16 protein-coding genes are annotated in these 17,736 nt (G+C 72.0%); 12 read left to right on the top strand and 4 right to left on the bottom strand.

The annotated features are described in order from the left end of the window. Window positions 1–11: 11 nt before the first annotated feature. The 8 genes from ACFVS6_RS27525 to ACFVS6_RS27490 all read left to right on the top strand — a co-directional run bounded on the left by ACFVS6_RS27525 (window position 12) and on the right by ACFVS6_RS27490 (window position 8,632). Window positions 12–2,072, top strand: a complete 2,061-nt coding sequence (locus ACFVS6_RS27525; protein WP_389707883.1) for a protein meaA — start codon at window positions 12–14, stop codon at window positions 2,070–2,072. Continuing rightward, window positions 2,069–3,043, top strand: coding sequence for an HpcH/HpaI aldolase/citrate lyase family protein (locus tag ACFVS6_RS27520; RefSeq protein ID WP_389707881.1), 975 nt, complete (start codon window positions 2,069–2,071; stop codon window positions 3,041–3,043). The genes ACFVS6_RS27525 and ACFVS6_RS27520 overlap by 4 nt, the downstream gene beginning before the upstream one ends. A 16-nt stretch (window positions 3,044–3,059) precedes the next feature. Further along, a complete protein-coding gene (locus tag ACFVS6_RS27515; RefSeq protein ID WP_112450492.1) occupies window positions 3,060–3,572 on the top strand; it encodes a MaoC family dehydratase in 513 nt (170 codons plus the stop codon). A gap of 2 nt (window positions 3,573–3,574) precedes the next feature. Continuing rightward, window positions 3,575–4,780, top strand: coding sequence for an acyl-CoA dehydrogenase family protein (locus ACFVS6_RS27510; protein WP_362882220.1), 1,206 nt, complete (start codon window positions 3,575–3,577; stop codon window positions 4,778–4,780). A 186-nt stretch (window positions 4,781–4,966) separates the two neighbouring features. Beyond that, window positions 4,967–5,623: a phosphatidylserine decarboxylase gene (locus ACFVS6_RS27505; RefSeq protein WP_389707879.1), complete on the top strand. Its 657-nt coding sequence runs from the start codon at window positions 4,967–4,969 to the stop codon at window positions 5,621–5,623. A 73-nt stretch (window positions 5,624–5,696) separates the two neighbouring features. Next, window positions 5,697–6,479 (top strand): CDP-diacylglycerol--serine O-phosphatidyltransferase, encoded by a 783-nt coding sequence (gene pssA, locus ACFVS6_RS27500; protein ID WP_385577983.1) that lies wholly within the window; start codon window positions 5,697–5,699, stop codon window positions 6,477–6,479. A 164-nt stretch (window positions 6,480–6,643) separates the two neighbouring features. Then, the gene (locus tag ACFVS6_RS27495; protein ID WP_389707877.1) at window positions 6,644–8,128 is read left to right on the top strand and encodes an AlkA N-terminal domain-containing protein; all 1,485 of its coding nucleotides are present in this window, start codon (window positions 6,644–6,646) and stop codon (window positions 8,126–8,128) included. Window positions 8,129–8,140: 12 nt separating this feature from the next. After that, window positions 8,141–8,632 (top strand): methylated-DNA--[protein]-cysteine S-methyltransferase, encoded by a 492-nt coding sequence (locus tag ACFVS6_RS27490; protein ID WP_389707876.1) that lies wholly within the window; start codon window positions 8,141–8,143, stop codon window positions 8,630–8,632. Window positions 8,633–8,648: 16 nt separating this feature from the next. On the opposite strand, the gene ACFVS6_RS27485 is transcribed toward ACFVS6_RS27490, so the two are convergent. The 3 genes from ACFVS6_RS27485 to ACFVS6_RS27475 are packed head-to-tail and all read right to left on the bottom strand — an operon-like array spanning window position 8,649 to window position 11,405. Further along, complete coding sequence (locus tag ACFVS6_RS27485) at window positions 8,649–9,077, bottom strand: hypothetical protein (protein WP_389707874.1); 429 nt, start codon at window positions 9,075–9,077, stop codon at window positions 8,649–8,651. Window positions 9,078–9,136: 59 nt separating this feature from the next. Continuing rightward, window positions 9,137–9,634 (bottom strand): NUDIX domain-containing protein, encoded by a 498-nt coding sequence (locus ACFVS6_RS27480; protein WP_389707873.1) that lies wholly within the window; start codon window positions 9,632–9,634, stop codon window positions 9,137–9,139. Between the two features lie 52 nt (window positions 9,635–9,686). Beyond that, the gene (locus ACFVS6_RS27475; RefSeq protein ID WP_389707871.1) at window positions 9,687–11,405 is read right to left on the bottom strand and encodes a BCCT family transporter; all 1,719 of its coding nucleotides are present in this window, start codon (window positions 11,403–11,405) and stop codon (window positions 9,687–9,689) included. 143 nt (window positions 11,406–11,548) lie between these two features. Between ACFVS6_RS27475 and ACFVS6_RS27470 the strand changes: the two genes are divergently transcribed. Then, the gene (locus ACFVS6_RS27470; RefSeq protein ID WP_389707869.1) at window positions 11,549–12,697 is read left to right on the top strand and encodes a glycerate kinase; all 1,149 of its coding nucleotides are present in this window, start codon (window positions 11,549–11,551) and stop codon (window positions 12,695–12,697) included. A gap of 151 nt (window positions 12,698–12,848) precedes the next feature. Further along, entirely contained in the window at window positions 12,849–13,358 is a 510-nt protein-coding gene (locus ACFVS6_RS27465) for a GNAT family N-acetyltransferase (protein ID WP_389707867.1), read from the top strand. On the opposite strand, the gene ACFVS6_RS27460 is transcribed toward ACFVS6_RS27465, so the two are convergent. Next, complete coding sequence (locus ACFVS6_RS27460; protein WP_389707865.1) at window positions 13,319–13,966, bottom strand: cysteine hydrolase family protein; 648 nt, start codon at window positions 13,964–13,966, stop codon at window positions 13,319–13,321. The genes ACFVS6_RS27465 and ACFVS6_RS27460 overlap by 40 nt on opposite strands. A gap of 113 nt (window positions 13,967–14,079) precedes the next feature. Here ACFVS6_RS27460 and ACFVS6_RS27455 point away from each other — a divergent pair, with 113 nt between their 5' ends. Both ACFVS6_RS27455 and ACFVS6_RS27450 read left to right on the top strand, forming a co-directional pair. Further along, complete coding sequence (locus ACFVS6_RS27455; protein ID WP_389707863.1) at window positions 14,080–15,066, top strand: GlxA family transcriptional regulator; 987 nt, start codon at window positions 14,080–14,082, stop codon at window positions 15,064–15,066. Beyond that, window positions 15,063–17,736: SpoIIE family protein phosphatase (locus ACFVS6_RS27450; RefSeq protein WP_389707861.1), on the top strand; the 2,674-nt coding region annotated here is incomplete at its 3' end. The genes ACFVS6_RS27455 and ACFVS6_RS27450, both read left to right, overlap by 4 nt.

Raw genomic sequence — 17,736 nt, 5'->3', positions numbered from 1 at the left:
GATCGCCTGAGATGACAGAGCGCCAGAAGGACAGGCCGTGGCTCATGCGGACGTACGCCGGCCACTCCACGGCCGAGGCGTCCAACGAGCTGTACCGCCGCAACCTCGCCAAGGGCCAGACCGGCCTGTCCGTCGCCTTCGACCTGCCGACGCAGACGGGCTACGACCCCGACCACATCCTCGCCCGCGGCGAGGTCGGTCGGGTCGGGGTCCCGGTCTCCCACCTGGGTGACATGCGCCGGCTGTTCCAGGACATCCCCCTGGAACAGATGAACACCTCGATGACGATCAACGCCACCGCCATGTGGCTACTGGCGCTCTACCAGGTGGCCGCCGAGGAGCAGGGCGCGGACATCGCCCTGCTCCAGGGCACCACCCAGAACGACATCGTCAAGGAGTACCTCTCGCGCGGGACGCACGTCTTCCCGCCCGGGCCCTCGCTCCGCCTGACGACGGACATGATCGCGTACACGGTCAACCACATCCCCAAGTGGAACCCGATCAACATCTGCAGCTACCACCTGCAGGAGGCCGGGGCCACCCCGGTCCAGGAGATCTCGTACGCGATGTCCACCGCCATCGCCGTCCTGGACTCGGTCCGCGACTCCGGCCAGGTGCCCGAGGAGCGGTTCGGCGAGGTCGTGGCCCGGATCTCCTTCTTCGTGAACGCGGGCGTCCGCTTCATCGAGGAGATGTGCAAGATGCGCGCCTTCGGCCGCATCTGGGACAAGGTCACCCACGAGCGCTACGGCATCACCAACGAGAAGCAGCGGCGCTTCCGCTACGGCGTCCAGGTCAACTCCCTGGGCCTGACCGAGGCGCAGCCCGAGAACAACGTCCAGCGCATCGTGCTGGAGATGCTGGCCGTCACCCTCTCCAAGGACGCCCGCGCCCGCGCCGTGCAGCTGCCGGCCTGGAACGAGGCGCTCGGCCTGCCCCGCCCGTGGGACCAGCAGTGGTCGCTGCGGATCCAGCAGGTCCTGGCCCACGAGAGCGACCTGCTGGAGTACGAGGACGTCTTCGCGGGCTCCCACGTGATCGAGGCGAAGGTCGGATCGCTCGTCGAGGAGTGCCTCGCCGAGATCGACCGGATCCAGGAGATGGGCGGCGCGATGGCGGCCGTCGAGTCCGGCTACCTCAAGTCGCAGCTGGTCTCCTCGCACGCCGAGCGGCGCGCCCGGATCGAGGCCGGCGAGGACAAGATCGTCGGCGTCAACTGCTTCCAGCAGACCGAGGAGAACCCGCTCACCGCCGACCTGGACGGCGCCATCATGACGGTCGACCCGGCCACCGAGGCCGTGACCGTCGAGCGCATCCGCCGCTGGCGCGCCGAGCGACAGGAGTCCTCGGACCGCCAGGGCAACGGCGACCCCTTCGTCTTCCCGACCACCCAGCAGGCCCTCGAACGCCTGAAGGAAGCCGCGGCGGGCACCGAGAACCTGATGGAGGCCACCCTGGAGTGCGCCCGGGCGGGCGTCACCACCGGCGAGTGGTCGAGCGCCCTGCGCGAGGTCTTCGGCGAGTTCCGGGCCCCGACCGGCGTCTCCTCGGCCCCGGTCGCGGTCACCGCCGAGGCGGGCACGCCGATGGCGCTCGTCCGCGAGAAGGTCTCCCGCACGGCCGACGAGCTCGGCTCCGGCCGGCTGCGCCTGCTGGTCGGCAAGCCCGGCCTGGACGGGCACTCCAACGGCGCCGAGCAGATCGCCGTGCGGGCCCGCGACGCGGGCTTCGAGGTGGTCTACCAGGGGATCCGGCTGACGCCCGAGGAGATCTCCTCGGCGGCGCTGGCCGAGGACGTCCACTGCGTGGGACTGTCCATCCTGTCCGGTTCGCACAGCGCGCTGGTGCCCGACGTCCTGGAACGCCTGCGCGCGGCGGGGGCGGGCGACATCCCCGTCATCGTCGGCGGCATCATTCCCAATGCCGACGCGGTGTCGCTGAAGGCGGCCGGGGTGGCCGCAGTGTTCACTCCGAAGGACTTCGGCATCACGGAGATCATCGGCCGTATCGTCGACGAGATCCGCAAGGCCAACAAGCTCGACTCTCTCGAAAGCACGGAGGTCCCCGCATGACCACGCCCTCTTCCCCGGTGAACCGGCTGCGGCCGCGCCGTTCCTGCCTCGCGGTGCCGGGCTCCAACCCGCGCTTCCTGGAGAAGGCCCAGGGCCTGCCCGCCGACCAGGTCTTCCTGGACCTGGAGGACGCCTGCGCCCCGCTCGCCAAGGAAGGCGCCCGCCACACCATCGTGGACGCGCTGAACAACGGCGACTGGACCGGCAAGACCCGCGTCGTGCGCGTCAACGACTGGACGACGCACTGGACGTACCGCGACGTCATCACGGTCGTCGAGGGCGCCGGCCAGAACCTCGACTGCATCATGCTGCCGAAGGTCCAGGACGCCCAGCAGGTCGTGGCGCTCGACCTCCTGCTCACCCAGATCGAGAAGACCATGGGCTTCGAGGTCGGCAGGATCGGCATCGAGGCGCAGATCGAGAACGCCAAGGGCCTGGTGAACGTCGACGCCATCGCGGGCGCCTCGCCGCGCCTGGAGACCATCATCTTCGGACCGGCCGACTTCATGGCCTCGATCAACATGAAGTCCCTGGTCGTGGGCATGCAGCCGCCCGGCTACGGCGCGGACGCCTACCACTACATCCTGATGCGCATCCTGATGGCCGCCCGGACCCACGACCTCCAGGCGATCGACGGCCCCTTCCTCCAGATCAAGAACGTGGACGGCTACCGCGAGGTCGCCGGCCGCGCCGCGGCCCTCGGCTTCGACGGCAAGTGGGTGCTGCACCCCGGCCAGGTCGACGCGGCCAACGAGGTCTTCTCCCCGTCGCAGGAGGACTACGACCACTCCGAGCTGATCCTCGACGCGTACGACTGGTGCACGTCCGAGGCGGGCGGCAAGAAGGGCTCCGCGATGCTCGGCGACGAGATGATCGACGAGGCCAGCCGCAAGATGGCCCTGGTCATCGCCGGCAAGGGCCGGGCCGCGGGCATGCAGCGGACCAGCAAGTTCGAAATCCCCGTCGGCTAGAAAGGCCTTGAACCCCATGCAGTTCGGACGCACGTACGAAGAGTTCGAGGTCGGGGCGGTCTACAAGCACTGGCCCGGGAAAACGGTCACCGAGTACGACGACCACCTGTTCTGTCTGCTGACCATGAACCACCACCCGCTCCACATGGACAGCAACTACGCCGAGAACACGACCGACTTCGGCAAGAACGTGGTCGTGGGCAACTACATCTACTCGCTGCTGCTCGGCATGTCCGTGCCGGACGTCTCCGGGAAGGCCATCGCCAACCTGGAGATCGAGTCGCTGCGGCACGTGGCGCCGACCTTCCACGGCGACACGCTCTACGGCGAGACCACGGTCCTCGACAAGACGCCGTCGAAGTCTAAGAACGACCGCGGCATCGTGTACGTGGAGACCAAGGGCTACAAGCAGGACGGCACCCTCGTCTGCGTCTTCCGGCGCAAGGTGATGGTCCCGACCGAGACGTACATCAAGGAGCGCGGCGGCGAGCAGCCCGGCCGGCCCACGCTGAAGGAACAGGGGAAGTAGCCATGGCCCGACTCGCCCAGACCGCCGGGCTGACCGACGTCCAGCGGGAGATCCTCAAGACCGTCCGGGAGTTCGTCGACAAGGAGATCATCCCGGTCGCGACCGAGCTGGAGCACCGCGACGAGTACCCGCAGCAGATCGTCGACGGCCTCAAGGAACTCGGCCTCTTCGGGCTGATGATCCCCGAGGAGTACGGCGGCCTGGGTGAGTCGCTGCTCACCTACGCGCTGTGCGTGGAGGAGATAGCGCGGGGCTGGATGTCCGTCTCGGGCATCATCAACACCCACTTCATCGTGGCGTACATGCTCAAGCAGCACGGCACGCAGGAGCAGAAGGACCACTTCCTCCCGCGGATGGCGCTGGGCGAGGTGCGCGGCGCGTTCTCGATGTCCGAGCCGGGGCTGGGTTCCGATGTGTCGGCCATCACGTCCAAGGCGGTGCGGGACGGTGACGAGTACGTCCTGAACGGCCAGAAGATGTGGCTGACGAACGGCGGCACGTCCACCCTGGTGGCCGTTCTGGTGCGAAGTGACGAAGGACACCCCGAGGGCACGGCGCCCCACAAGTCGATGACGACCTTCCTCGTCGAGAAGGAGCCGGGCTTCGGTGAGGTCCGTCCGGGCCTGACCATCCCCGGCAAGATCGACAAGATGGGCTACAAGGGCGTCGACACGACCGAGCTCATCATGGACGGACTGCGCATTCCGGCCAATCGCGTCCTCGGCGGACAGACGGGCCGAGGATTTTACCAAATGATGGACGGCGTCGAGGTCGGCCGCGTGAACGTGGCGGCCCGTGGTTGTGGCGTCGCACAACGTGCCTTCGAACTGGGTGTCTCTTATGCCCAGCAACGTCACACTTTCGGCAAGGCCATCGCTGAGCACCAGGCCATCCAGTTCAAGCTGGCCGAGATGGCTACCAAGGTCGAAGCCGCCCATGCGATGATGGTCAATGCGGCACGCAAAAAGGACTCCGGGGAACGAAACGACCTCGAAGCAGGGATGGCGAAGTACCTCGCCTCCGAATACTGCAAGGAAGTCGTGGAAGACGCGTTCCGTATCCACGGTGGATACGGATTCTCGAAGGAGTACGAGATCGAGCGCCTCTACCGGGAGGCTCCGATGCTGCTGATCGGCGAAGGTACCGCCGAGATCCAGAAAATGATCATCGGGCGACGCCTGCTCGAGGAGTACCGGCTCCAGGGCTGAAAGTCCCATTTGCGGTGGATCGCCCAGTGATCCCTCGCAACGGGATCACAGCCAGTGACTGGACGGCGGCCATCGACTCGGCTTCTGGCTTGCCCAGTTGTTGCGCGCAACCGATAGCATTCCAGTAAAGCCGCCGTCCCGTCCCCCCGTTTACGGCGCGGCAATCACCCGCTACGAAGGTCATCCATGCCCCACAGCCAAACCTCTGCACCTCGCGTCGGCCTCCTCGGCGGACGTATCGCTCGCGGAGCATCGCCGTGGCTTCTGCCGACCGTCGCCACCGCGGCGCTCAGCCTCACCCGGGCCCGCAAGTCCGGACGCTGGGCCGCGGCGGCCGTGCCCGCCACCGCGCTCGCGGCGGGCATGCTGTGGTTCTTCCGCGACCCCGAGCGTGAGATCGCGCAGGGCCGCGTCATCTCGCCCGCCGACGGTGTGGTGCAGAGCATCATGCCGTGGAAGGACGGGCGGACCCGCGTCGCGATCTTCATGAGCCCGCTGAACGTCCACGTCAACCGTGCGCCCCTCTCGGGCACGGTGACGTCCGTGGAGCACGTCCCCGGCGGGTTCGTCCCGGCGTTCAACAAGGAGAGCGAGAACAACGAGCGCGTTGTCTGGCACTTCGACACCGAACTGGGCGACATCGAAATGGTGCAGATCGCCGGCGCCGTCGCCCGGCGCATCGTCCCGTACCTGCCGGCCGGCACCAAGGTGGAGCAGGGCGAACGCATCGGACTGATCCGCTTCGGCTCGCGCGTCGACATCTACCTCCCCGAGGGCGTCGAGGTCGCGGTCGAGGTCGGTCAGGCCACCACCGCGGGGGTGACCCGAATTGACCGTGACTGACCCTGAGACTCCCTCCACCCCGTCCGCGGGGTGGGTGCCCGAGTCCGCCGAGGAGGAGTCCGCCGAGGACGACATGCCGCTCTCGTTGCGGCTGTCGATAGCGGACACCCTCACGCTCGGCAACGCGACGTGCGGATTCATGGCGGTGTACTTCACCACCACCGGAATCCTCATTCCGCACCTCACCGGCAGCGGTGAGTCGGGCATGGCCCGGCACAGCGCCGCGACGGCGGTGATACTGATGCTGCTCGCCGCGGTCTTCGACCTCTTCGACGGCATCGTGGCCCGCAAGCTGCGCAGCTCGCCGATGGGCGCCGAACTGGACAACCTGTCCGACCTGATCAGCTTCGGTCTGGCTCCCGCCTACTTCGTGCTCGTCTACGGCATGGTCGCCGACGACGCGCACCAGAAGATGTCGGCGCTGGCCGCGATCGTCGTCCTGCTCGCGGTCGTGCTCAGACTCGCGAGATTCAGCTGCGTGACGATGAAGGACGGCATGTTCCAGGGCATGCCGAGCCCCTTCGGCGCGCTCACGGTCGTCTCGATCGTGCTGCTGGAGCTGCCCTTCATCCCGACGCTGCTGGCGATCATCGGGGTGGCCTGGCTGATGGTGAGCCGGGTCGAGTACCCCAAGCCGCGGGGAGTCCTCGCGGCGGCGATGCTCAGCTGGATCGTCGGGGCCATGGGGCTGCTGGCGGCCTGGGCGTTCGACGCCCCGGGCGGCCAGATCCTGCTCCAGGCCGGCTGTGCGCTCCAGATCGCGCTGGCCGCGACCATCCCGCTGTTCGCGACGACCCGGAGGGCCAACACCTTCCGGCACAACCGGCGCGAGGCACGGGCGGCGCAGCTGCCGTAGGGCTGCCGCCGAACGAACGTGACGAAGGCCCCGGGTGCCCCTGGCACCCGGGGCCTTCGCCGTTCCCCGCTCCGGACCGGGAGCCGCCCGCGCACCCGGCCCGGCGTAGCCTTGATGTCGGAAAACCGCCAGCCCGGAGGGTCCGGGGTCGGGATCCTGGAGCCATGCACACCGATACAGACCGCTGCGTGAGAGCCGTACAGTCCAAGGACGCCCGCTTCGACGGGTGGTTCTTCACCGCGGTCCGCACTACGGGGATCTACTGCCGGCCCAGTTGCCCGGCCGTGCCTCCCAAGGTCCAGAACATGAGCTTCATGCCCAGCGCCGCGGCCTGCCAGCAGGCCGGCTACCGGGCCTGCAAGCGGTGCCGGCCCGACACCAGTCCCGGCTCCCCCGAGTGGAACGCCCGCGCCGACTCGGTCGCGCGCGCCGTACGGCTGATCCAGGACGGGGTCGTCGACCGGGAGGGCGTGCCCGGGCTCGCCACCCGGCTCGGCTACTCGACCCGGCAGGTGGAGCGCCAGCTCCTCGCCGAGCTCGGAGCCGGTCCCCTGGCCCTGGCCCGGGCCCAGCGGGCCCAGACGGCCAGGCTGCTGATCGAGACCTCCGAGCTGCCGATGGGCGACGTGGCCTTCGCCGCCGGGTTCTCCTCGATCCGCGCGTTCAACGACACCGTCCGGGAGGTCTTCGCGCTCTCCCCCAGCGACCTGCGGACCCGGGCCGGCCGGGCGGCCGGGCGGCCCGAGGCGCAACCGCGGATCCCGGGCACGCTCAGCCTGCGCCTGCCGTACCGGGCCCCGCTGAACCCGGACAACCTGTTCGGGCACCTCGCCGCGACCGCCGTCCCCGGGGTCGAGGAGTGGCGCGACGGCGCCTACCGGCGGACGCTGAGGCTCCCGTACGGCACCGGCGTGGTGGCCCTGACGCCCGGGCCCGACCACATCGGCTGTCGGCTGGCCCTGACCGACCTGCGCGACCTGACCATCGCCATCAGCCGCTGCCGCTGGATGCTCGACCTCGACGCCGACCCGGAGGCCGTGGACGACCAGCTGCGCGCCGACCCGCTGCTGGCCCCGCTCGTGGACAAGGCGCCGGGGCGCCGGGTGCCGCGCACGGTCGACGCGGCGGAGTTCGCGGTCCGGGCGGTGCTGGGACAACAGGTGTCCACCGCCGCCGCGCGGACGCACGCCGCCCGGCTGGTGGCCGCCCACGGGGAGCCGGTCCAGGACCCCCACGGCGGCCTCACGCACCTGTTCCCCTCCCCGCAGGCCCTGGCGGCCCTCGACCCCGAGACCCTGTCGATGCCGCGCAGCCGCCGTACGACGCTCACCACCCTGGTCGGGGCGCTGGCCGACGGCTCGCTGCCGCTGGGCATCGACAGCGACTGGGAGGCCGCCCGCGCCGGGCTGGGCGCCCTGCCCGGCTTCGGGCCCTGGACCACCGAGATCATCGCGATGCGGGCGTTGGGCGACCCGGACGCGTTCCTGCCGTCGGACCTGGGGGTGCGGCGGGCGGCCCAGGGCCTCGGGCTGCCCTCCACCCCGGCCGCGCTGACGGCCCGGGCGGCGCTCTGGCGGCCCTGGCGCGCCTACGCCGTCCAGTACCTGTGGGCCACCGACGCCCACCCCATCAACCACCTGCCAGTCTGAGGAGCGCACCCCATGAGCAGCAAGCAGCACACCGTCGTGGACAGCCCCTACGGCCCGTTGACCCTCGTCGCCACCGACGGCGTACTCAGCGGCCTGTACATGACCGGTCAGCGCCACCGGCCCGCCGAGGAGTCCTTCGGCGAACGGGTCGCGGACACCGAGGAACCCTTCCCGGAGGTGCGCCGGCAGCTGACCGCGTACTTCGCCGGTGAGCTGAGGGAGTTCACCGTCCCGGTGCGGATGGAGGGCACCGCCTTCCAGCGCAGCGTGTGGGAGCAGCTGGTGCGGATCCCGTACGGCGAGACGTGGTCGTACGGGCAGCTCGCGGCGGAACTGGGCAAGCCGAACGCCTCGCGCGCGGTGGGCCTGGCCAACGGGAAGAACCCGGTCGGCATCATCGTGCCCTGCCACCGCGTGATCGGTGCCTCGGGCGGCATGACGGGCTACGGCGGCGGCATCGAGCGCAAGGTGCGGCTGCTGGAGTTCGAGGGGGCGGGTAAGTAGCCGGCGGGGAAGTGGCTCAGATCACCGAGAGCGGGACGAGGAGGGCGAAGCCGGCGCCCGCCTCCACCGCGTAGGCGTAGAGGTCCGGGTGCTGGACGGGGGCCGCCAGGAGGACGACGCTCTGCTGGGCGGAGGCCGCGTCCACCCAGGCCGGGTCGGCGCCGAGGCGGCCCTGGTACCAGCCCTCGCAGGAGGCGGGGCCGGTGACGGCGAGGAGGTCGTCCTCGCGGCGGTAGAAGGCCTGCCAGCCCTCGGCGGGCGCGGACCAGCCCTCGAAGTCCTCGAAGGGGGCCCAGCCGCCCTCGCGTATCGCGTTGTCGAACAGCCAGACGGGCGAGCCGTCTTCGGTGACCTCGTCACCGGCCTGCTGGTCGGTGGTGAAGTGGACCATGGGGAGGGCGTCGGGCCCGTCGGCCGTGCTCGGCCAGGCGTACATCGTGATCATCTGCTGATTCTGTCCTGCTCGTGTCCGCTGCGGGTACCCGCCTGCCCTGCGATCTGTCGCTACGCCACGGGGCGCCGGCCGTTCTCCAGTTCCACGGTGCCCTCGCCGGACTCCAGCACGCGGTAGGCCTCTTCGGTCCGCCGCCCGAGGGATCCGAGGAGGTACGTGGTGAGTTCGCCCGGTTCGACCAGCTTCCAGGAGAGGAGTTCCTCCTCCTGGAGCACGATCGAGGCGAGCTGCGCGTCGTCGAGCACTCCGCCGTCGTAGAGGTAGGCGGCCAGCGGCGGGCGGTCGGCGCCCACCGACCAGTCCACGGCGAGGAGCCGGCCGAGCGGGACGTCGAGGCCGATCTCCTCCGCGCTCTCGCGGCGGGCCGCCGTCCGCGGGGTCTCGCCCAGGTCGGATTCGATCGTGCCGCCGGGCAGGGCCCAGCCCTCACGGTAGTTGGGCTCCACGAGGAGGACCCGGCCCGCGGCGTCCCGGAAGAGGGCGGCCGCGCCGGCCAGCACCCGGGGCAGGCTCGCGATGTACGTGGCGAAGTCTTCGGTGGTGGTCACGGCGCCACCCTACCCAGCCGTTCCCGGCCGTCCGCAGGGCAGCCCCGCGCGATCACACCCCCGGGGTACCGCCGTCCTCGCGGTCCCGTCCCCTGGACTCGGCGACGCGCCGCAGCCGGGGGTGGCGGCCCGCCCCCTGTTCGGTGACGGCGTCGCCGACCATGGCCTTGACGGCGTCCCGCATGCCGTGCAGGGCGTGGTGGCGGGCGGGGCCGGCGCCGGGGTCCTCGCGCAACTCCTTCACCAGGGCCCAGCACAGCAGCAGCATGACGATGACGAAGGGCAGGGCGACCAGGATGGTCGCGGTCTGCAGGGACTTCAGCCCGCCCGCGACGAGGAGCACGGCGGCCACGGCGGCCATGAGCACGCCCCAGGTGACGACGAGCCAGGTGGGAGGGTTCAGCGAGCCGCGGCTGGTGAGCGAGCCCATGACCAGGGAGGCCGAGTCGGCGCTGGTGACGAAGTACGTCATGACCAGGACCATCGCGACCCAGGAGGTGACGGTGCCGAGCGGCAGCGCGTCGAGCATCGCGAACAGCGAGGCCTCGGTGCCCTCCTTGAGCTTGCTCGCGAGGTCGGCGGCGCCGGTGGACTGGAGCCGGATGGCGGTGCCGCCCATGACGCAGAACCAGACCACGGTGGCGCCGCTGGGGACGAGCAGGACGCCGACGAGGAACTCCCGGATGGTTCGACCCCGGGAGATCCGGGCGATGAAGGTGCCGACGAAGGGCGCCCAGGAGAGCCACCACGCCCAGTAGAAGATGGTCCAGGCGCCGAGCCAGGCGCTGTCGGTGAAGGCCCCGGTGCGACTGGCCATGGGCAGCAGCTCGTCCAGGTATCCGCCGACACTGGAGGGGATCACGTCCAGGATGTGGACGGTGGGGCCGAGCACGAAGACGAAGAGCATCAGCGTCGCGGCGAGCACGATGTTGATGGTGCTCAGCCACTTGACGCCCTTGTGCAGGCCGGAGAAGGCGGAGAGCACGAACGCGGCGGAGAGCGAGCCGATGATGATCAGCTCGACCGTGGTGGAGTCCTCGACGCCGGTGGTGATGTTGAGGCCCTTCGACACCTGGAGGGCGCCGAGGCCCAGGCTGGTCGCGGTGCCGAAGACGGTGGCGAAGACGGCGAGCAGGTCGATGGCCTTCCCGGCCGGGCCGTTGGCCCGCGCCGCGCCCATCAGCGGTACGAAGGCGGAGCTGAGGCGGTTGCCGCGGCCCTTGCGGAAGGTCGCGTAGGCGAGGGCGAGGCCGGCGATGCCGTAGATGGCCCAGGGGGTGAGCGTCCAGTGGAAGAAGGAGTACTCCATGGCCGCGAGGGCGGCCGCGCCGGTACCGGGGGCCGCGCCGGAGGCGGGGGGCGGGGCCAGGTAGTGGGTGAGCGGCTCGCCGACCCCGTAGAACATGAGGCCGATGCCCATGCCGGCGCTGAACATCATCGCGATCCACGCGAGGTTCGTGAACTCCGGTTCGGAGTCGTCGGCGCCGAGCCGGATCCGGCCGAAGCGGCTGAACGCGAGCACGACGCACATGACGAGGAAGACGTCCGCGGCGATCACGAACAGCCAGGCGAAGTTGTTCAGCACCCAGGCGAGGGCGGTTCCGGAGGCGGAGTCGAAGGAGCCCTTGCCCAGGGCCGCCCAGGCGACGAGGGCCAGCACGGCGATCACGCCGATGGTGACGACGCCGCGGTCGGGCGTGCCGTCCGCGGGAGTGCCGGACCCCCCGCCCGGGGTATCCGGACGTGGCTGTTCCAGTGAATCCGTGCTCATGCGGCCACACTATGCAGGCGTATATCCGTATTTAGTGGCATGGCGCGCCGCCTGTGGCGTAGGCCACCCATGGGCATAGGAGGATCCTCCGGATAGGCTCATGGGGGCGCGACTGCACTGTTCGATAGCAAGGGATTAGCAAGGTGACGGACGGAGCAGTAACTGAGACCGCGCGCGTGCTCATCGCCGCGGACAAATTCAAGGGCTCGCTCACGGCCGTTCAGGTCGCGGAGCGGGTGACGGCCGGCCTTCGCAGGGCCGTACCGGACGTGGAGATCGAGACCCTCCCCGTCGCGGACGGCGGCGACGGTACGGTCGCGGCCGCCGTGGCGGCCGGTTTCGAACGCCGGGAGGTACGGGTCACCGGACCCCTCGGCGACCAGGTCACGGCCGCTTTCGCGCTGCGCGACGGTACCGCCGTGGTCGAGATGGCGGAGGCCTCCGGCCTCCAGCTGCTGCCCGCCGGCACCTTCGCCGCGCTGACGGCCACCACGTACGGCTCGGGCGAGCTGCTGAAGGCCGCCCTGGACGCGGGCGCCCGCTCGATCGTCTTCGGTGTCGGCGGCAGCGCCACCACCGACGGCGGCGCGGGCATGCTGGCGGCGCTGGGCGCGGTGTTCCTGGACGCGAACGGTGAACCGGTCGGTCCGGGCGGCGGCGCGCTGGCCGGTCTGGCCTCGGCCGACCTGTCCGGGATCGACCCCCGCTTCGCCGAGGTCGAGTTCGTCCTGGCGAGCGACGTGGACAACCCGCTGACGGGCCCGAAGGGCGCGCCCGCGGTCTACGGCCCGCAGAAGGGCGCCTCGCCCGAGGACGTGGCGACGCTCGACGCGGCGCTGGCGCACTTCGCGGTGGTGCTGGAGAAGTCGATCGGCGCGAAGGCCGCCGAGTGCGCGGTGCTGCCGGGCGCGGGCGGCGCCGGCGGCATCGGCTACGGCGCGCTGCTCCTCGGGGCGACGTTCCGTCCCGGCATCGAGCTGATGCTGGAGGTGCTGGGCTTCGCGCCCGCCCTGGAGCGGGCCACGCTGGTCATCACCGGTGAGGGTTCCCTCGACGAGCAGACCCTGCACGGCAAGGCCCCGGCGGGCGTCGCGGCCGCGGCGCGCGCGGCGGGCAAGCCGGTCGTGGCGGTCTGCGGACGGCTGCTGCTGGACCAGGGGGCGCTGGAGGCCGCGGGCATCCGCAAGGCCTACCCGCTGACCGACCTGGAGCCCGACCCGGCGAAGTCCATCCCGAACGCCGGCCCCCTGCTGGAGCGGGTCGCGGAGAACATCGCCGCCGACGTGCTCTGACGCACGGACCGGCCCGTACGGTCGAAGGCCCGGAACCCGCGACGACGGGGGTCCGGGCCTTCGCCGTCCCCCCTCGTCGGGCCGGGCCCGGGCGGACCGCCGGCGATATCCGGGTGCGCCGGCCCGGGGCCGGCTGGTACTCCGGGGTGCCATGGACACGCTGACAACGCCCCGACTGGACCTGCTGCCCCTCGACGCGGACGGCGCCCGCCGCATCCTGGCCGGCGGCCCCGCCGCGGACCGCCCGCGGTGCCCCGGTTATCCGGACGCCGGGGACCGGGCGGGGGCCGAGCGGTACCTGCGGGTCCTGGCCGCGAGCGGGGACCCCGCGCCGTTCGGGGCCTACGAGATCCTGCGCCGTGCGGACGGGACGGTGATCGGCGGCGCCGGGTTCCACGGGCCGGCCGACGGGACGGGCCGGGTGACCATCGGCTACGGGCTGGTCCCGGCGGCCCGGGGCCGGGGTCACGCGACCGAGGCGCTGCGCGCCCTGGTGGAGCACGCCCGACGGCACGGGGCGACCGCGGTGCTGGGCGACACCGACCGGGGGAACACGGCCTCCCGGCGGGTCATGGCCGCCGCCGGGATGCGGCTCGTCGGCGAGGACGCCCGGCTCGCCCACTACGCGGTGACCTGGACGCCGGCGGCCGACAGCAGCTGAGCGGTGGTCACGACCCGGGCGAAGCCGCCGCCGTGCAGGTTCACCGCGGTGGCCGTGGCCAGTTCGTCGGCGGTCAGGGACAGTCCCTCGGGGCCGGCGAGGTCGAAGGTGTGGGTGGCGTCCAGGGGCACGAGGACCCGGTGGCCGAGGTTGCCCGCCATCCGGGCCGTGGTCTCGACGCACATGTTGGTCTGGATCCCGGCGACGACCACCTGGCGGATGCCCCGGGCGGTGAGCCAGTCGGCCAGGTCGGGCGTCCCGTAGAAGGCCGAGTTGACGGTCTTGGTGATCAGCAGGTCCTCGTACCGGCGCTCCTCCACCAGGTCCTTGAAGGCGTACCCGGGCAGGTCCTCGGCCAGTACGGATCCGGGCAGCACCGACCTGTGCCGCACGAGGACCACCGGGCGGCCCGATTCCCGCCAGGCGTCCATCAGGGCGGCGATGTTGTCCTCGGCCTCCGGGTTGTTGCGCCGGCCCCAGAAGGAGGCGTCGTCGAAGGCCTTCTGCACGTCGATGACGATCAGGGCGCTGTCGGCGTCGAGCTGCGGGGCACCGGTTCCGGGGGTGGTCGGGGCCGGGCGGGGCGTGGTGTGCGCGGTGTCGGTCATGGCTCCATCGTGTCCCCGGCGGCGCACCCGTCCCAGGGGTTGCCGGGACCGTGATCGATGGGATCCTGCCGGCCTGGCAGGACGTTGCCGGCGGGGTCTGGCACAGTGGCCCCATGGAGCGCGTCGCGATCGTCGCCCAGCCCGGGATCCGGAGCTTCGACCTCGCCGTCATCACCGAGGTGTGGGGACCGGACCGCAGCCGGGTCGGGGTGCCCCCCTTCGAGCTGCGCCGGTGCGCGTCGGACGGCGGCCCGATCGCACTGCCCGGCGGGCTGACCCTCATGCCCGACCGCGGACTCGACTGGCTCAGTACCGCCGACCTCGTCGTCGTGCCCGCCCTGGCCGAGCCCGACGACCCGACGCCCGAGCCGATCCTCGCCGCCCTGCGCGCCGCGCACGCCCGCGGGGTGCCGGTGGCCGCCCTGTGCGCCGGGGCCTTCGTACTGGCCGAGGCCGGGCTGTTGGAGGGTCGCCGGGCGGTGACCCACTGGTGGCTCGCCCCGCGGCTCGCGGCCCGCTACCCGGGGGTGCTGGTCGAGGACGCCCCGCTGTACGTGGAGGACGACGGGCTGTGGACCTCCGCGGGGGTGGCCTCGGGGATCGACCTGTGCCTGCACCTCGTGCGCGAGGCCCACGGGGCCGAGGCCGCGGCGGCCGTCGCCCGCTCGATGGTGACCGGGCCCTTCCGCACCGGTGACCACGCCCAGTACCTGGACCGGCCCGTCCCGGCGGCGGACCGGATCACCGAGACCCTCGCCGCCGTACGGGAACAGGCCCTGCGCCGGCTGCACGAGCCGCTGGACGTGGCCACGCTGGCCCGCTGGGCCGGGATGTCGCCCCGTTCCTTCGCCCGGCACTTCACTGCGGCGACCGGCACCACCCCGCACCGGTGGCTGCTCGGCCGGCGTCTGGACGAGGCCCGCAAACTCCTGGAGCGCACCGACCACCCCGTCCCGGAAGTGGCCCGGCGGGCCGGCTTCGCCAGCGAGGTCACCTTCCGCCAGCACTTCGGCGCACGGGTCGGCCTCAGCCCGCGCGCGTACCGTGCGGCGGCGGCCACCGCACCGGGACGCGACGACAGTGTTAGAAAGGGCTCATGACCGGAAGTTCGGGTCGACACGGGGAAGCGCGGCCGGCAAGCCTGCTCGCGCGCCTCTCCCTGGCGCCGGGCACCGTCGCCGGGCAGGTGTTCGCGCTCCAGGCCGTGATCGTCGCGGTGTTGATCACCGCGGCCGCGCTGGCCCTGGTGTTCCAGGCCCGCTACGACAGCCGGCAGGACGCCCGCAACCGCTCGCTGGCCGCCGCCGAGGCCTTCGCCCACGCCCCCGGTCTGCCCGCCGCCCTGCGGGCCCCGGACCCCACGGCCGGTCTCCAGGCACTGGCCGAGGGCGCCCGCAAGGGCTCCGGCGTCGACTTCGTCGCGGTCATGACCACCGACGGGGTCCGCTACACCGACTCCCGGCCCGAACTGATCGGGCAGCGGGCCTCCGGCGACCTCGCCCGCGCGGCGGCCGGCCGCTCGTTCACCGAGGTGTTCCAGGGCAAGCCCAGTGACGCGGTCCGCGCGGTGGTCCCCGTACGGGACGAGAGCGGCGCCGTCGTGGGCCTGGTCTCCACCGGCATCGAGATCGAGAACGTCGCGGACGTGGTCGAGGGGCAGCTGCCGCTGCTCCTCGGCGCGGCGGCGGGCGCCCTGCTCCTCGGCACCGGCGGCGCCGCCCTGGTCAGCCGGCGGTTGCGGCGCCAGACCCGGGGGCTGGGCGCGGCCGAGATGGCCCGGATGAACGAGCACCACGAGGCGGTGCTGCACGCCGTGCGCGAGGGCGTGCTGATCATCGACGCCTCCGACCGGTTGGTCCTCGCCAACGACGAGGCCCGCCGGCTGCTGGACCTGCCGCCCGACGCCGAGCAGCGGCACGTCGCGGAGCTGGGCCTGGACCCGCGCACCGCCGAGCTGCTGACCTCCGGCAGGGTCGTGACGGACGAGGTCCACCGGGCGGGCGACCGGCTCATCGCGGTGAACGTGCGCCCCACCGAAACCTTCTCCGGACGACCGTCGGGCAGCGTCATGACCCTGCGCGACTCCACCGAGCTCGCCGCGCTCGCCGGCCGCGCCGAGGTGGCCCGCGAGCGGCTCCAGATGCTCTACGACGCCGGGGTGCGGATCGGCACCACCCTGGACGTGGTGCGCACCGCGGAGGAACTCTCCGAGGTGGCCGTGCCGCGGTTCGCGGACTTCGTCACCGTCGAGCTGCTGGAGCCGGTGCTGCGCGGCGAGGAGCCGTCCCCCGCCGCGGGCGTGCACACCGAGATGCGCCGCGCGGCGATGTCGGGGGTGCGCACCGACCAGCCGCTCCAGCCCGTCGGCGACGTGATCCGGTTCGCCGTCCCCACCGCCCCGATGGCCGCTGCCCTGGACGCCGGGCACGCGGTGCTCGCGGCCGACCTGAACGCCGCGATGGGCTGGCGGGCCCAGGACGCCGCGGGTACCCGGATCGCCCTCGACTACGGGCTGCACTCGCTGATCTCCGTACCGCTCCAGGCGAGGGGCGTGGTGCTGGGCATGGCGAACTTCTGGCGGGCCGCGGACACCCAGGAGTCCTTCGACGAGGAGGACCTGTCGTTCGCCGAGGAGCTGGGCGCGCGGGCGGCGGTGTCGATCGACAACGCCCGCCGCTTCACCCGGGAACACGCCACGGCCGTGACCCTCCAGCGCAGTCTGCTGCCCAGGGTGCTGCCCGACCTGAGCGCCGTCGACGTCGCCTTCCGGTACCTGCCCGCGAAGGCGGGGGTGGGCGGCGACTGGTTCGACGTGATCCCGCTGCCCGGCGCCCGGGTGGCGCTGGTGGTGGGCGACGTGGTGGGGCACGGCGTGCACGCGGCGGCGACCATGGGTCGGCTGCGCACGGCCGTGCACAACTTCTCCACCCTCGACATGCCGCCCGACGAGTTGCTGGGGCACCTGGACGAGCTCATCGACCGGATCGACCAGCTGGAACGCGGTGTGCCGGCCACCGGCCCGGGCGGCGCGGCTTCGGCCCGGGGCGGTGACGAGCCTTCGTGGACGGGCGGCCGGGCAGGTTCAGGCGTGGACGGGGAGGGCCCGGACACCGGGGAGGAGCCCGCCGGGATCACCGGCGCCACCTGCCTGTACGCGGTCTACGACCCGGCCTCCGGGGCCTGCACGATCGCCAGCGCGGGCCATCCCGGGCCGGCCCTGGTGCACGCCGACGGACGGGTGGAGTTCCCCGAGCTGCCGCCGGGTCTGCCCCTCGGTGTGGGCGGCATGCCGTTCGAGGCGACGGGGCTGCGGCTGCCCGAGGGAAGCCGGCTCGTGCTGTTCACCGACGGTCTCCTGGAGGACCGGGACCGGGACTTCGACTCCGGGCTCGCGCTGCTGCGCGAGACCCTTTCGCAGCCCGGCCGCAGCCCGGACCAGGCCTGCGCGGACGTGCTGGCCGCGCTGCTGTTCCCGTCGCCGAGCGACGACATCGCCCTGCTGATCGCCGACACCAGGCGGTTGGACCCCGGCCGGATCGCGGAATGGGAGGTGCCCGGCGACCCGTCGGCCGTGTCCCGGGTGCGGGGCGCGGGCGCCGCCCAGCTCGCCGCCTGGGGGCTGGAGGAGATCTCCTTCACCGCGGAGCTCGTCCTCAGCGAGCTGATCACCAACGCCATCCGGTACGGGTCGGCGCCCGTCCGGGTCCGCCTGCTGTACGACCGGAACCTGATCTGCGAGGTCTCCGACGGCAGCAGCACCTCCCCGCACC

Source organism: Streptomyces sp. NPDC057939, assembly GCF_042887545.1.
Lineage (GTDB): Bacteria > Actinomycetota > Actinomycetes > Streptomycetales > Streptomycetaceae > Streptomyces.
The sequence above is the reverse complement of the archived record's forward strand: the minus strand, read 5'-3'. Positions and strand labels throughout refer to the sequence as shown.

Bases quoted from the DNA above. Each gene is read 5' to 3' on its own strand.
- ACFVS6_RS27505 (WP_389707879.1), top strand. From the start codon at position 4,967: ATGCCCCACAGCCAAACCTCTGCACCTCGCGTCGGCCTCCTCGGCGGA.
- ACFVS6_RS27525 (WP_389707883.1), top strand. From the start codon at position 12: ATGACAGAGCGCCAGAAGGACAGGCCGTGGCTCATGCGGACGTACGCC.
- ACFVS6_RS27490 (WP_389707876.1), top strand. From the start codon at position 8,141: ATGAGCAGCAAGCAGCACACCGTCGTGGACAGCCCCTACGGCCCGTTG.
- ACFVS6_RS27510 (WP_362882220.1), top strand. From the start codon at position 3,575: ATGGCCCGACTCGCCCAGACCGCCGGGCTGACCGACGTCCAGCGGGAG.
- ACFVS6_RS27515 (WP_112450492.1), top strand. From the start codon at position 3,060: ATGCAGTTCGGACGCACGTACGAAGAGTTCGAGGTCGGGGCGGTCTAC.
- ACFVS6_RS27465 (WP_389707867.1), top strand. From the start codon at position 12,849: ATGGACACGCTGACAACGCCCCGACTGGACCTGCTGCCCCTCGACGCG.
- ACFVS6_RS27485 (WP_389707874.1), bottom strand. From the start codon at position 9,077: ATGATCACGATGTACGCCTGGCCGAGCACGGCCGACGGGCCCGACGCC.
- ACFVS6_RS27495 (WP_389707877.1), top strand. From the start codon at position 6,644: ATGCACACCGATACAGACCGCTGCGTGAGAGCCGTACAGTCCAAGGAC.
- ACFVS6_RS27455 (WP_389707863.1), top strand. From the start codon at position 14,080: ATGGAGCGCGTCGCGATCGTCGCCCAGCCCGGGATCCGGAGCTTCGAC.
- ACFVS6_RS27520 (WP_389707881.1), top strand. From the start codon at position 2,069: ATGACCACGCCCTCTTCCCCGGTGAACCGGCTGCGGCCGCGCCGTTCC.
- ACFVS6_RS27460 (WP_389707865.1), bottom strand. From the start codon at position 13,966: ATGACCGACACCGCGCACACCACGCCCCGCCCGGCCCCGACCACCCCC.
- ACFVS6_RS27475 (WP_389707871.1), bottom strand. From the start codon at position 11,405: ATGAGCACGGATTCACTGGAACAGCCACGTCCGGATACCCCGGGCGGG.
- pssA (WP_385577983.1), top strand. From the start codon at position 5,697: ATGCCGCTCTCGTTGCGGCTGTCGATAGCGGACACCCTCACGCTCGGC.